This window comes from Vibrio sp. 10N (genome assembly GCF_036245475.1).
In the GTDB taxonomy this organism is placed as follows: domain Bacteria; phylum Pseudomonadota; class Gammaproteobacteria; order Enterobacterales; family Vibrionaceae; genus Vibrio.
The window spans coordinates 2,198,303-2,211,354 of sequence record NZ_BTPM01000001.1 but is presented as its reverse complement, the minus strand read 5'-3'; the positions used below and the strand labels follow the sequence as shown (position 1 = coordinate 2,211,354).

Annotated in this window: 12 protein-coding genes; 9 read left to right on the top strand and 3 right to left on the bottom strand. The window is 47.3% G+C overall.

Going from position 1 to position 13,052, the window contains the following annotated elements:
- Nucleotides 1-44: 44 nt before the first annotated feature.
- The 3 genes from cmoB to AAA946_RS10275 all read right to left on the bottom strand — a co-directional run bounded on the left by cmoB (nucleotide 45) and on the right by AAA946_RS10275 (nucleotide 2,821).
- A complete protein-coding gene (gene cmoB, locus AAA946_RS10285; protein ID WP_338164783.1) occupies nucleotides 45-1,022 on the bottom strand; it encodes a tRNA 5-methoxyuridine(34)/uridine 5-oxyacetic acid(34) synthase CmoB in 978 nt (325 codons plus the stop codon).
- Between the two features lie 72 nt (nucleotides 1,023-1,094).
- A complete protein-coding gene (gene cmoA / locus AAA946_RS10280) occupies nucleotides 1,095-1,823 on the bottom strand; it encodes a carboxy-S-adenosyl-L-methionine synthase CmoA (protein ID WP_338164782.1) in 729 nt (242 codons plus the stop codon).
- Nucleotides 1,824-1,942: 119 nt separating this feature from the next.
- Nucleotides 1,943-2,821, bottom strand: coding sequence for a DUF72 domain-containing protein (locus AAA946_RS10275; RefSeq protein ID WP_338164781.1), 879 nt, complete (start codon nucleotides 2,819-2,821; stop codon nucleotides 1,943-1,945).
- A 252-nt stretch (nucleotides 2,822-3,073) separates the two neighbouring features.
- On the opposite strand from AAA946_RS10275, the gene aspS reads away from it, so the two are divergent.
- From aspS to ybgE, 9 genes are all read left to right on the top strand, one after another.
- Nucleotides 3,074-4,852 (top strand): aspartate--tRNA ligase, encoded by a 1,779-nt coding sequence (gene aspS, locus AAA946_RS10270; protein WP_338164780.1) that lies wholly within the window; start codon nucleotides 3,074-3,076, stop codon nucleotides 4,850-4,852.
- Nucleotides 4,853-5,080: 228 nt separating this feature from the next.
- The gene (ruvC, locus tag AAA946_RS10265; RefSeq protein ID WP_338164779.1) at nucleotides 5,081-5,602 is read left to right on the top strand and encodes a crossover junction endodeoxyribonuclease RuvC; all 522 of its coding nucleotides are present in this window, start codon (nucleotides 5,081-5,083) and stop codon (nucleotides 5,600-5,602) included.
- Between the two features lie 172 nt (nucleotides 5,603-5,774).
- Nucleotides 5,775-7,202, top strand: a complete 1,428-nt coding sequence (locus tag AAA946_RS10260) for a methyl-accepting chemotaxis protein (RefSeq protein WP_338164778.1) — start codon at nucleotides 5,775-5,777, stop codon at nucleotides 7,200-7,202.
- Between the two features lie 79 nt (nucleotides 7,203-7,281).
- A complete protein-coding gene (ruvA, locus tag AAA946_RS10255) occupies nucleotides 7,282-7,899 on the top strand; it encodes a Holliday junction branch migration protein RuvA (RefSeq protein ID WP_338164777.1) in 618 nt (205 codons plus the stop codon).
- Between the two features lie 52 nt (nucleotides 7,900-7,951).
- Nucleotides 7,952-8,959 carry a Holliday junction branch migration DNA helicase RuvB gene (ruvB, locus tag AAA946_RS10250; RefSeq protein ID WP_338164776.1) on the top strand — a complete coding sequence of 336 codons (1,008 nt, stop codon included), beginning with the start codon at nucleotides 7,952-7,954 and terminating at the stop codon, nucleotides 8,957-8,959.
- Between the two features lie 786 nt (nucleotides 8,960-9,745).
- A complete protein-coding gene (gene cydA / locus AAA946_RS10245) occupies nucleotides 9,746-11,332 on the top strand; it encodes a cytochrome ubiquinol oxidase subunit I (protein ID WP_338164775.1) in 1,587 nt (528 codons plus the stop codon).
- A 15-nt stretch (nucleotides 11,333-11,347) separates the two neighbouring features.
- Entirely contained in the window at nucleotides 11,348-12,484 is a 1,137-nt protein-coding gene (cydB, locus tag AAA946_RS10240; RefSeq protein ID WP_338164774.1) for a cytochrome d ubiquinol oxidase subunit II, read from the top strand.
- Nucleotides 12,485-12,496: 12 nt separating this feature from the next.
- Nucleotides 12,497-12,604 carry a cytochrome bd-I oxidase subunit CydX gene (cydX, locus tag AAA946_RS10235; protein ID WP_006075291.1) on the top strand — a complete coding sequence of 36 codons (108 nt, stop codon included), beginning with the start codon at nucleotides 12,497-12,499 and terminating at the stop codon, nucleotides 12,602-12,604.
- Nucleotides 12,597-12,899: a cyd operon protein YbgE gene (gene ybgE / locus AAA946_RS10230; protein WP_338164773.1), complete on the top strand. Its 303-nt coding sequence runs from the start codon at nucleotides 12,597-12,599 to the stop codon at nucleotides 12,897-12,899. The genes cydX and ybgE overlap by 8 nt, the downstream gene beginning before the upstream one ends.
- Nucleotides 12,900-13,052 lie beyond the last annotated feature (153 nt).

Below are 13,052 nucleotides of genomic sequence, written 5' to 3'. Positions count from 1 at the left end.
GGTTAAAGTTGTCGTATTTGGCAACGATTTCTCATCAAATGAGATTATTTGCTCGGATTTTCAGCAACTAACACGGCACGTCGTGGTGCAGGGTAACCTTCTACGGTTTTGCTTGGGTCGTTAGGATCCAAATACTCCGGCAGTGAATTGTGAGTCATCCAGCCTGTCGTGCGTTGCTCATCCGTCGTTGTCACGTTTTCATCAACGATGCGTACGTTGACAAACCCAACCTTTTCTAACCATACCTTAAGTGCGCGTGCCGATGGGAAAAAGTACACATTACGCATTTGGGCGTAACGATCGACAGGCACGAGTACCGCATTTTCGTCGCCTTCAATCACCAAGGTTTCAAGCACCAATTCACCGCCAGCAACCAGTTGGTTCTTCAATTGGATCAGGTGATCGAGTGGTGAGCGGCGATGGTACAGAACGCCCATACTGAATACAGTATCGAACGCTTGCAGTTCCGGTAGCTGCTCAATGCCCAGAGGCAATAGATGTGCACGTTGGTCACCGCCCATAAGCTTACGGATGGCTTCGAACTGCACTAGGAAGAGATGTGAAGGGTCAATACCGACACATAAGCGCGCGCCTTCACCTAGCATGCGCCACATGTGATAGCCATTACCGCAACCTACGTCCAGAACAGAGCGGTTCTTCAGCGGTGAAATGTGTGGAAGTACGCGGTCCCATTTCCAGTCAGAGCGCCATTCTGTGTCGATATGAATGTCATGAACACGGTATGGGCCTTTGCGCCATGGGTGGAAGGTGCGCAGCAGGTTTTCCAGCTTTTTCATTTCACCCATCGCCAGAGGGTCATTGTTTGCCAATGACACTTCCGATTTCAGTTCAACGTTATCAGGCTGGCCAGTCGGGATTTTCGCCAGGGCGCGTAACCAACGGTCAAAGTCACCATGCTCGGCATTCTGCCAGTCGGTAAGTTGCTGAGGCAGGATGTTGAGCCAAGGCTGAAGCTTAGTGTCTTGAGCGATGAGCTGATAAAAATTAGCAAAGTTAAACATGAAACTCTCTACGGATAATGGGTGACAATAGCTAGGGTACAAACAGTGTGCAGGTTATTTATAGCTTGCAGACTACTTTATGGCGAACATCGAGCCGAAGTTAAAGCATTGGAACCAGACTTCGTAGCTGGTAAAGCCAATCTGTTTAAATCGCTCTTTATGAACCGAGATGGAGTCTGGACGCATCACATTTTCAATCGCGCTGCGCTTTTGGCTGATTTCCAGCTCGCTGTAGCCATTCGCACGCTTGAAATCGTGGTGCAAATCGATAAGCAATTCATTGGAGTTCTCGTCTTCGAACACATACTTCTCTGACAAGATCAAAATACCACCAGGGCGCAGGCCTGCGTATATCTTTTCGAGTAACGCTTGGCGATCGTCAGGCGATAAGAACTGTAGGGTGAAGTTAAGCACCACAACCGAGGCATCTTTAATTTCGATATGACGAATGTCGGCTTCCACAACCTTTACCGGTGTGTCTGAGCGATATGCATTAACGTGCAGTTTACAGCGTTCAACCATCGCAGATGAGTTATCCACGGCAATGATTTGGCAGCCTTCTTGGCTGATATTGCGGCGCATCGATAAGGTGGCAGCACCCAACGAACAACCTAAGTCGTAAATGGTAGAGTGCGGTTTGGCAAAGCGCTCAGCAAGCATACCAATAGCAGAAATTATATTGCTGTAGCCAGGTACACTACGCTGGATCATATCCGGGAAGACTTCCGCTACTCGCTCATCAAAGGTGAAATCACCAATCTTGTCGATAGGAGCAGAGAAAATGGTGTCTTGATTCTGCATATTAAGGTTCCCCCATTGCCGATTCTGACGGTCGCAATAAAAAAGGCGCGCATTTTACGTCATTTAACGCGAAATGTCATTATTGCTTTCAATAGCAAGCCTACTGAGCTCATCCGCAGCTAAAACATAGAGATTTGATGGTCATCTCGAAGACAAGGAAATGTCGGCCTATCAACTAAAGTAATGTCGCCAGCTAACGATGTTTTCAGTTGGTCATACAGCTTTATTGCGAGTTCCGGCGCTTCTATATTATCGGGGGTGTGGATCATTAAATAGGGTTGCTTACCTTGTTTGAGCCACTGTGCCAACTTCTTCTCCCATGGTTTAAAAAACTCTTTATTGGCCTCCATCTCAGGGTGGCCAATAAAGCGGATCATTGGATGATCCGCGGTGGCAATGGCGTGCACAGGCACTTTAGGTTTTTTCTCGTGAGCATCAATGACGGCTGCTGTTGTGGGAGCTGCGGAAAAAACGGGGCGAGAATCCATGATAATGCGGTCGATGTGATGCTCCATCAGCCATTGATTAAACACTCGCTCTTCATCGGATTTATTGAAAAAGCCCAAATGCCTCACTTCAACGCCAAGTTTCATTTCAGATGGAAACTTAGCACAGAACGCTTGTAAGGCACGGAGGTCAGCGGGTGAAAACTTGCTCGGCAACTGAATCGTCCACATGCCGACTTTGTGGTGCAAAGGTGCCATCACCTGTAAGAAAGCCGTGAGCTCGTCTTGGCATTGGTTAAGCATTCGCTCATGGGTAATCGCCTTAGGGAGTTTAAAGGTGAAACGAAAATCATCGGAGGTGGCATCATTCCAACTAGCGACGGTCTTTGCGCTTGGCGTAGCGTAAAACGTTGTGTTGCCTTCTACTGTATCAAACACAGACGCATAGCGTGCTAAGCGCTCCCCAGGTTTGGTGCCTTTGCCATAGAAGGAGTGCTGCCACTCATTGTGAGACCACATGGTTAGCCCAAGTCGCAAATTCGCTTCACTCATTTTAGTCCCTTAAAGCCGATAAACAGAAGTCAGTAAATAATAGGATTTGTTGATATTTTGTCCGTTTCAGGTGTTCTCGCGTAGCAACAGGCAATTAAACACAACAATTCTGTCAAATTAGGTCGATTTTAGACGATTTTCCGAGTATAAATGAACCTTTGATTTTGTGGGTGGATTTAGTATTGGCGACTTTTCATGCCATCACCCACAATATAGATTTCATATAAACAATCGGAAATTGGGAAATTCATTATGCGTAGCCATTACTGTGGTCACCTGAACAAGTCCCTTGCAGGACAAACTGTAGAACTGTGCGGCTGGGTAAACCGTCGTCGTGATTTAGGCGGTCTTATCTTTATTGATATGCGAGATCGTGAAGGTATCGTTCAGGTTGTTGTTGATCCAGATATGGCTGATGCGTATGAAGTAGCGAACCAACTTCGTAACGAATTCTGCATCAAGCTAACTGGTGAAGTTCGTGTACGTCCAGAGAGCCAAGTAAACAAAGACATGGCAACAGGTGAAGTAGAGATCCTTGCAAAAGGTCTTGAGATCATCAACCGTAGCGACGTGCTACCTCTAGACTTCAACCAAACGAACACTGAAGAGCAACGTCTGAAGTACCGTTACATCGACCTACGTCGTCCAGAGATGAGCGATCGTATTAAACTTCGTGCAAAAGCATCTAGCTTTGTTCGTCGTTTCCTAGATGACAACGGCTTTCTAGACATCGAAACGCCAGTACTGACTAAAGCAACGCCAGAAGGTGCTCGTGACTACCTAGTACCAAGCCGCGTTCACAAAGGTTCGTTCTACGCACTTCCTCAGTCTCCACAGCTATTCAAACAGCTACTGATGATGTCTGGTTTTGACCGTTACTACCAAATCGTTAAGTGTTTCCGTGATGAAGACTTGCGTGCTGACCGTCAACCAGAATTCACTCAGATCGATATCGAAACGTCATTCATGTCGGCTGACCAAGTACGTGAAGTGACTGAAAAAATGGTTCGCGACATGTGGCAAGAGCTACTGAACGTAGACCTAGGTCAGTTCCCAGTAATGCCATTCTCTGAAGCGATTCGTCGTTTCGGTAGCGACAAGCCAGATCTACGTAACCCACTAGAGCTAGTGGACGTTGCTGATCTAGTGAAAGACGTAGAGTTCAAAGTGTTCTCTGGTCCAGCAAACGACGAGAAAGGTCGCGTAGCGGTTATCCGTGTACCAGGCGGCGCTAAACTGACTCGTAAGCAAATCGACAGCTATGCTGAGTACGTAGGTATCTACGGCGCGAAAGGTCTAGCATGGATGAAGGTTAACGACCGTGCTGCTGGCATGGAAGGTATCCAATCTCCAGTAGCTAAGTTCCTGAACGAAGAAGTGATCAACGGCATTCTTGAGCGCACTGAAGCTGAGTCTGGCGACATCATCCTATTTGGTGCCGACAAAGCAAACACAGTGGCTGAAGCAATGGGCGCGCTACGTCTTAAGATTGGTAAAGATCTTGAGCTTACAGACGAGTCTAAGTGGGCACCACTATGGGTTGTTGACTTCCCAATGTTTGAAGAAGATGACGAGGGTAACCTGCACGCAATGCACCACCCATTCACGTCTCCTCTTGGCATGACAGCGGAAGAGCTAAAAGCGAACCCAGCGGCAGCAAACTCTAACGCATACGACATGGTTCTAAACGGCTATGAAGTCGGCGGTGGCTCTGTTCGTATTCACAACGCAGAAATGCAAGCAGCGGTATTCGAGATCCTAGGTATCGATGCAGAAGAGCAACGTGAGAAGTTCGGCTTCCTACTAGACGCACTGAAGTTCGGTACACCACCACACGCAGGTCTAGCATTCGGTCTTGACCGTCTAGTGATGCTTCTATGTGGTACAGAGAACATCCGTGACGTTATCGCATTCCCGAAAACAACCGCAGCAGCGTGTCTACTAACAGACGCACCAAGCGCAGCAAACCCAGCTGCACTTGAAGAGCTAGCGATTGCAGTAACGGCAGCGAAAGAGAAGAAAGACGCTTAATCTTTCTCGTGTGTTACGGCGGTACGCAGCGAGCGTTTCAACTCCCCCTTACAAAGGGGGGGGAACAACAGGATCGTTACTATGTAGCATCGCAACACACAACAAAAACTCCCGCATTTGCGGGAGTTTTTGTTTCTAAATTCGGTATAGTTAATACCACTATACAAGAAACAATGTCACAAAACCCACAGGACTCACCATGGCAGGTAACTCTAAACGGACGCATACATGTCAATTATTTTAGGAATCGACCCTGGCTCACGGATCACAGGCTACGGCGTTATTCGTCAGCAAGGTCGACACTTACAGTATCTGGGGAGCGGGTGTATCCGTACCTCAGAGAAAGAACTACCCGGTCGATTAAAACAAATCTATGCCGGTGTTAGCGAAATCATAACTCAGTTCCAACCGGACGTGTTTGCCATCGAGCAGGTCTTTATGGCAAAAAATGCCGACTCTGCTCTCAAGCTAGGTCAAGCGAGGGGCAGTGCCATTGTAGCTGCGGTGAATCACGACCTTCCTGTCTATGAGTATGCGGCAAGGCTCATCAAGCAAGCCGTTGTGGGGACTGGTGGTGCAGACAAAGCTCAGGTTCAGCACATGGTTATGGCGATGCTGAAATTGCCTTCAAAACCGCAAGCCGATGCTGCCGATGCATTAGGTGTGGCGATTTGTCATGCCAATACTAACAAAACGTTAGTGGCACTGGCGGGTAAAGCGACAGGGGCCAGAAAAGGTCGCTATCGCTAACAATTTAAACATCCGGTTCAAACGTTTATAGCAGTGGATACCGATAGTTTTAACGATAACTAGTCCACAGTTTTAGAGTCTTTTCCCTATCTCACCTTGTTAATCATTTGTTAACTTTCTAATATTGGTCCGATGAGTGCGTCAAAGGACCAATAATAAGGAAAACAAAGGCATGTGGCATAATTTAATTAATAACGCTCAAAGTCTCTCCCGCAACACACTTCGTAAGGCCGAAATCACCGCAGTGTTTACTGTCATCGCGTTAATTGTCGGTCTATACAGTGCTGTAAAATGGCAATCTAACGGCCATGCATTGCTGTTTGTGACGTCTGTATTGCTCATCGTGCTAGAAATAGTAGGTCTAGCGGTGCTGCGCTTTACTAAGCAAATCACTCTTGCACTCAACATAGGCTTTTTGGGTATGGTGTTACACGCAGTGAACATCATTTATCAAAGCGGCGGAATTGTGGACTCGACCCAATCATTTTGGGCGCCACTGTTGATCGTCGCGTTTTATCTGTCGGCCTCGAGAGCAATGGCTCTGACATGGAGCTTAGGGATCTTGGTCGTAGCGGCATGGATGACCTACCAACATACCAGCGGATTTTCTTTCCCTACTATTTCACTCTCAGAGTCAAAACAGAATGTAGAGATATGGTCTGGGATGCTGTTGCCCCTTTGTGTGATTTGCTTTGCGCAGAGCTTTACCGCAAAACAAAAAGAGCATGCTATTCAACGGGCAGAAAAGGCGATGAAAGAGAGTGCCCTTCAAGCTGAAAAAGCGTCACAAGGTGAAAAACGAATGGATGGCATGCTGGTGGCGGTCAACGAAAGTGTGCAGGAACTGGATGGCGTGATACACCAAGTAAACACTCAGTCGTCGCAGCTCAACGCCAACGTCCACTCTTTGGGGATCAATAGCGCTTCCCAGGCCAGCGCTGCGGAAGAAATGAGCCAGCAGCTTGAGCAGCTCTCTTCCTTTACTCAAGAGTCGGTCAATTTCATGGAGCAGGTGATTGGGCAAACGGACGCCATTAAGCAGCAAGCGGAAAGCAGTTCAGAAATGCTCAACGCGTCGACAGAAGCGATAGCTAATATTGATAACAGTAACCAGAAAGTGGTCTCAGTGATCGAGCTGATAACCTCAGTGGCTGAACAAACCAATTTACTTGCACTGAATGCGGCAATTGAAGCGGCGCGAGCCGGGGATCATGGTCGAGGTTTTGCTGTGGTAGCTGAACAGGTGAGGGAGCTGTCGTCGAAAACCAGTAACTCGGTAGAAGAGATCCGCACTTTGATCAGCAATAGCCAGCAAGAGATCGACTCAGGCCAGCAGACCATTCAAACCACGGTGAAAGAGCTCAGTCAAATGATCGAGCAAGTGCAAGTTATCTCAACTGAAATCACCGATCTTAGCCATTTAGTCACGCAGCAAAACCAAGCCATTGGTGAGTTGGACCAAGCGAGTAGCGATGTAGCGCGCTCTGTGACCGGCAGTAAAGCGATAGCGGAAGACATTCAAACCATCAGCGATCAGCTCAATCAACAGATCGCCGAAGGCACGGAACTGTCGGAGCGGCTACGTGCGGCCATGAGCTAAAATTTGATGAGAATAACTGGATACCCATCCAGTTATTCTATATCCTAAGCCCTATTGCAACGAACATGAGATATAGACTGTGATAGGACGACTGCGTGGCACGCTAATCGAAAAGCAACCCCCTGAACTACTGATTGAAGTGGGTGGCGTCGGGTACGAAGTGCAAATGCCGATGAGCTGCTTTTACGAGCTGCCAGAAATTGGTCAAGAAGCCATTATCTACACCCACTTTGTCGTCCGTGAAGACGCGCAACTGCTTTACGGATTCAATACCGTTCGTGAACGTGCACTGTTCCGTGAAGTGATAAAAGCTAACGGTGTCGGTCCTAAACTAGGTCTGGGTATCCTATCTGGCATGTCCGCCAGCCAATTTGTCGCATGCGTTGAGCGTGAAGACATTTCTACTTTAGTCAAACTGCCAGGCGTTGGTAAGAAAACGGCTGAGCGTCTTGTGGTTGAAATGAAAGATCGCCTGAAAGGGTGGGGTGCTGGTGATCTGTTCACGCCTGCGACCGATGCTGCACCAATGGATAGCGTTGGTGCGATGTCTAGCGAGAGTGCTGAAGAAGAAGCGGTGAGCGCACTTCTGGCGTTGGGTTATAAACCAACACAAGCATCCAAAGTGGTTTCCCAAGTGGCGAAGCCTGATATGACCAGCGAAGCGCTGATCCGTGAAGCGCTGCGTGCTATGGTTTAATAACGTACTTTTGGTTTCATAACCATGCGATCCATCTAGAGAGACATCACCCATGATTGAAGCTGATCGCTTAATCGCACCAGAAAATCCGGTTTTTCGTGATGAAGACGTCATCGATAGAGCCATTCGTCCTAAGAAGCTGGCTGACTATGAAGGTCAGGAGCACGTTAGTGACCAGATGGAAATTTTCATCAAAGCTGCCCAGCTACGTAACGAAGCGCTCGATCACCTGTTGATATTCGGACCTCCAGGTCTGGGTAAAACCACGCTGGCGAATATCGTAGCTAATGAAATGGACGTCAACATCCGTACCACTTCTGGCCCAGTGTTAGAAAAAGCGGGCGACCTTGCGGCGCTATTGACCAACCTCGAAGAAAACGATGTGTTGTTTATCGATGAGATCCACCGCTTAAGCCCGATGGTTGAAGAGGTACTGTATCCGGCGATGGAAGATTACCAGTTAGATATCATGATTGGTGAAGGACCTGCGGCGCGTTCTATTAAAATCGATTTGCCGCCGTTTACGCTGATTGGTGCAACGACGCGGGCAGGATCATTGACATCACCGCTTCGTGACCGATTTGGTATTGTTCAGCGTCTTGAATACTACAAGATTGCTGACCTACAAAATATCGTGCAGCGCAGTGCTCGATGCTTGGGACTGTCGATGGACCCAGAAGGGGCGCTAGAAATTGCTCGACGTGCTCGTGGTACACCACGTATTGCCAACCGTCTACTGCGTCGCGTCCGCGATTACGCAGAAGTCAAAGGTGATGGCCATATCTGTGCTGAGATTGCCGATAAAGCGCTCAACATGCTAGATGTCGATAACCAAGGCTTCGATTACATGGATAGAAAGTTGCTGCTTGCGATTATGGAGAAGTTTTCTGGTGGTCCTGTCGGTCTCGATAACCTTGCTGCGGCGATCGGCGAAGAGAAAGACACCATCGAAGATGTGATTGAGCCTTACCTTATTCAGCAAGGCTACCTGCAACGAACTCCCCGAGGGCGTATCGCCTCAGACAGAGCCTATCTGCATTTTGGGATTGATAAAGCTTAAGGCGGTCACTGTACCGCCTTCTTTTCTCACTCTGCATTCCCAATTTTCCCCCATTCTCTTGCAAAACTGCGCCCATATCGTGAAGACTCATAGATCTCGTCATTCCCTTGCAAAAGGGAATCTCATGCAGCGAGTGATTCATTAACGGTAGGGCACAGAGAGTAGAATGACTAAGTGAGTTAGTCTTGCGCTATGGGAGATCCTCATTGTCATCAGGATGACGAGCCTACATTGGTATTAACAATGTAGAGTTGTGATATGCAATTCAAGTATTATTCCGAGCAAATGAAATTAGTTAGACCAATTTATGAGCTGCATATTTGTAAAGTAATATTTCATATGTGCGACTTTATTTTGGCATTTGTTTTATTGCTGCTTTTAATTTAGTCATCGATTGATTTTCCTTTCAATCACGAAAAACGCTATAATCCATTGCCCCTAAAGGGGTATTGCCCTCCCATAGCCGAATTTATCACTCCCCAAATTGGTTACGAAAAACACACAAACTTGACCTGCATCAATGTGACCAAAGATCGTACAATCGTCGTTCAGTGTTTATTGACGTAAATCAAAGCAATCCCTGCAAATAAACCTTTTGAAAATGAATTAATTTAACAGTAATATTAGCGCCAGCTATATTAGCGCAAGCTTAACAATTAACTAACCATTGAGGTACATTTTTGCAACAAGGATGCTGGTTTGCTCAACAAGTTTAATTTCACTTAAACAAGTATCCTCGGCGCATAATGTAGAAAGTGTCGTTCAGCCGACACAAAAGGAGTTACCATGATAGACGTTGTTGATCTGTCGAGATTGCAATTTGCAATTACGGCAATGTATCACTTCTTGTTCGTTCCATTGACTCTCGGTATGGCATTCTTACTTGCCATCATGGAGTCCCTCTACGTAATGACCAACAAGCAAATCTACAAGGACATGACCAAGTTCTGGGGTAAGCTATTTGGTATTAACTTCGCACTAGGTGTGGCTACTGGCCTAACCATGGAATTCCAGTTTGGTACGAACTGGTCCTACTATTCCCATTACGTGGGTGATATTTTCGGTGCGCCGCTGGCGATCGAAGCCCTCGTTGCCTTCTTCCTCGAATCCACCTTTGTCGGACTCTTCTTCTTCGGATGGGATAGGCTTTCAAAACGTCAACACTTAGCGGTTACCTGGTTGGTTGCGCTTGGTTCTAACTTCTCAGCACTTTGGATCCTTGTGGCGAACGGTTGGATGCAGCACCCAGTGGGCGCAGAGTTCAACTTCGAAACCATGCGTATGGAAATGGTTAGCTTCGCAGAAGTGGTACTCAACCCAGTTGCTCAAGTTAAGTTTGTACACACAGTAGCATCAGGCTATACCACAGGTGCGATGTTCGTACTGGGTATCAGTGCTTACTACCTACTGAAAGGCCGTGATGTGGCGTTTGCGCGTCGTTCATTCGCGATTGCAGCGTCATTCGGTATGGCTTCTATCCTTTCTGTTATCGTTCTTGGTGACGAATCTGGTTACGAGCTTGGTGATGTACAGAAAGTGAAGCTAGCAGCAATCGAAGCAGAGTGGCACACAGAGCCGGCTCCAGCAGCGTTTACTGTGTTTGGTCTTCCAAACCAAGACAAGATGGAAACCGACTTCGCGCTTAAGATCCCATACGTAATGGGTATCATCGCAACACGTTCTATCGACACACCAGTTCAAGGTCTTCGTGACCTACGTGAAGAGCACGTGGATCGTATCCGTAACGGTATGTACGCGTACGAACTCCTAGAAAAACTGCGTGCAGGCGAGCGTACAGACGCAAACCTAGAAGCGTTTGACGACGTGAAGCAAGACCTTGGTTACGGTCTACTGCTTAAGCGTTACACCGACAAGGTGGTTGATGCGACAGAAGATCAAATCCAAGCAGCAGCGGATGATTCTATCCCAACAGTTTGGCCACTATTCTGGTCGTTCCGTATCATGGTTGCGTGTGGCTTCATCATGCTATTCGTATTTGGTGCGGCGTTCATTCAGACATGTCGTCAGAAAATTGAACAGAAAAAATGGATCCTTAAAGCGGCACTATTCAGCATTCCACTACCATGGATTGCCGTAGAAGCCGGCTGGTTTGTTGCTGAATTTGGTCGTCAGCCATGGGCCGTAGGTGAAATCCTGCCTGTACACGTGGCAGCATCAGCCCTGACAGCGAGTCAGATCTGGACATCCCTATTCGCAATCATCGCTCTATACACGGTGTTCCTAATTGCCGAAGTTTACCTAATGGTGAAATTTGCACGCAAAGGCCCAAGTAGCTTGAAGACAGGTCGCTACCACTTCGAACAAAACGTCGAAACGGTAGAGAACAAAGTTAGTCGTCAAGTAGAAGCGTAAGCAAGGAGAAAAAGAATGTTTGATTACGAAGTCTTACGATTCATCTGGTGGGTACTGATCGGCGTACTGTTCGCTGGTTTCGCTATCACCGATGGTTTTGATATGGGGGTAGGTGCACTCGTGCCTATCCTAGGTAAAACGGACACACAGCGCCGTGTAATGATTAACTCTATCGCCCCACACTGGGACGGTAACCAGGTTTGGCTAATCACCGCTGGTGGTGCGCTATTCGCTGCTTGGCCGCTAGTGTACGCAACGTCGTTCTCTGGTTTTTACCTAGCGATGATCCTAACTCTAGCAGCACTTTGGCTACGTCCAATCGGTCTAGACTACCGCTCTAAGCTAGAAGACAAACAATGGCGTAACGCTTGGGATATCGGTATCTCAATCAGTGGTTTCGTACCACCACTTATCTTCGGTGTGGCGTTTGGTAACCTGCTACAAGGCGTACCATTCCAGCTAAGCGACTTCATGATGCCGACTTACCACGGCTCATTCTTCGGCCTGCTTAACCCATTCGCACTACTGTGTGGTCTGGTAAGCCTGTTTATGATCTTGCTTCAAGGCTCTACTTGGCTACAAATGAAGACGACAGGTGACATCCATACTCGCGCTCGCAACACAGCGCAAATTATGGGTCTACTTACAGTAGTGGCATTTGTTGGTGCAGGTTTCTGGATCCAAGGCATTGATGGTTACCTAGTAGTAAGCAGCATCGACGGCAACGCCGCTTCAAACCCACTGGTTAAAGAAGTGGTTCGCGAAGCAGGTGCTTGGATGACAAACTTTGAGAAGTACCCACTACTATGGATTGCTCCAGCACTTGGCGTGGTTATGCCTCTGCTAGCGGTTCTAGCGTCGCGTCTTGAGAAGTGTGCGGTATCGTTCATTGCGTCTTCTCTAGCGAACGGTGGCATCATCTTCACTGCTGGCTTTGCAATGTTCCCATTCGTAATGCCTAGCAGCATGAATCCAAACCACAGCTTGACCATGTGGGATGCGACGTCAAGTGAGCTGACTCTGAACCTGATGACAGCGGTAGCGTTTGTTATGGTTCCAGTCATTCTTTGCTACACAGCTTGGACTTACTACAAAATGTTTGGTCGTCTTGATGACAAGTTCATCGAAGAAAACAAGAATTCACTTTACTAAGGAGCATTTAACATGTGGTATTTCGCTTGGATTTTAGGTGTTCTTTTGGCTTGTGCGTTCGGTATCATCAATGCACTGTGGCTTGAACACAGTGAGATGATGGACGAAGACAGTGAGTAAGCTTAACCAACAGTTAGAGCAGCTCCACAAACCAATGGATAAGGTGCTACTGCGCGCCTTATCCCTGGTGCTTGGTTTTGCTAACGCAGGCCTATTTATGTGGAGTCCAGAGGACTACGATGCAGCGATTGGTGGCTTTGCCCCATGGTTAGGACTGGCGTTCGTACTGTCTCTCTGTTCGAGTATGGTCTATGGCATCGGCTTCAAACCAAGGTTTTGGCTATGGCAACTGGTGTTTAGTCCCTACTTGTCACTAACTGTGCTGAGTTACTTAACGTTAATGTACGTTTTCTGATAACAAACCCGAGCCATTGCTCGGGTTTTTTACTTTTTGAAACAATGAAAAGCGAGTAATCGCTAATATCTTCATCAATTAAGTGTAAATTTTGGCACTTTAATCAAAAATTCTTGTCAGCACTTATAACAATCACAATGAGTTGCGTTATAT

Excerpts from the sequence above, each read along its gene's own strand:
- AAA946_RS10275 (WP_338164781.1), bottom strand. The coding sequence starts at position 2,821 with ATGAGTGAAGCGAATTTGCGACTTGGGCTAACCATGTGGTCTCACAAT.
- cmoB (WP_338164783.1), bottom strand. The coding sequence starts at position 1,022 with ATGTTTAACTTTGCTAATTTTTATCAGCTCATCGCTCAAGACACTAAG.
- AAA946_RS10260 (WP_338164778.1), top strand. The coding sequence starts at position 5,775 with ATGTGGCATAATTTAATTAATAACGCTCAAAGTCTCTCCCGCAACACA.
- ruvB (WP_338164776.1), top strand. The coding sequence starts at position 7,952 with ATGATTGAAGCTGATCGCTTAATCGCACCAGAAAATCCGGTTTTTCGT.
- ruvC (WP_338164779.1), top strand. The coding sequence starts at position 5,081 with ATGTCAATTATTTTAGGAATCGACCCTGGCTCACGGATCACAGGCTAC.
- cydX (WP_006075291.1), top strand. The coding sequence starts at position 12,497 with ATGTGGTATTTCGCTTGGATTTTAGGTGTTCTTTTGGCTTGTGCGTTC.
- cmoA (WP_338164782.1), bottom strand. The coding sequence starts at position 1,823 with ATGCAGAATCAAGACACCATTTTCTCTGCTCCTATCGACAAGATTGGT.
- aspS (WP_338164780.1), top strand. The coding sequence starts at position 3,074 with ATGCGTAGCCATTACTGTGGTCACCTGAACAAGTCCCTTGCAGGACAA.
- cydB (WP_338164774.1), top strand. The coding sequence starts at position 11,348 with ATGTTTGATTACGAAGTCTTACGATTCATCTGGTGGGTACTGATCGGC.
- cydA (WP_338164775.1), top strand. The coding sequence starts at position 9,746 with ATGATAGACGTTGTTGATCTGTCGAGATTGCAATTTGCAATTACGGCA.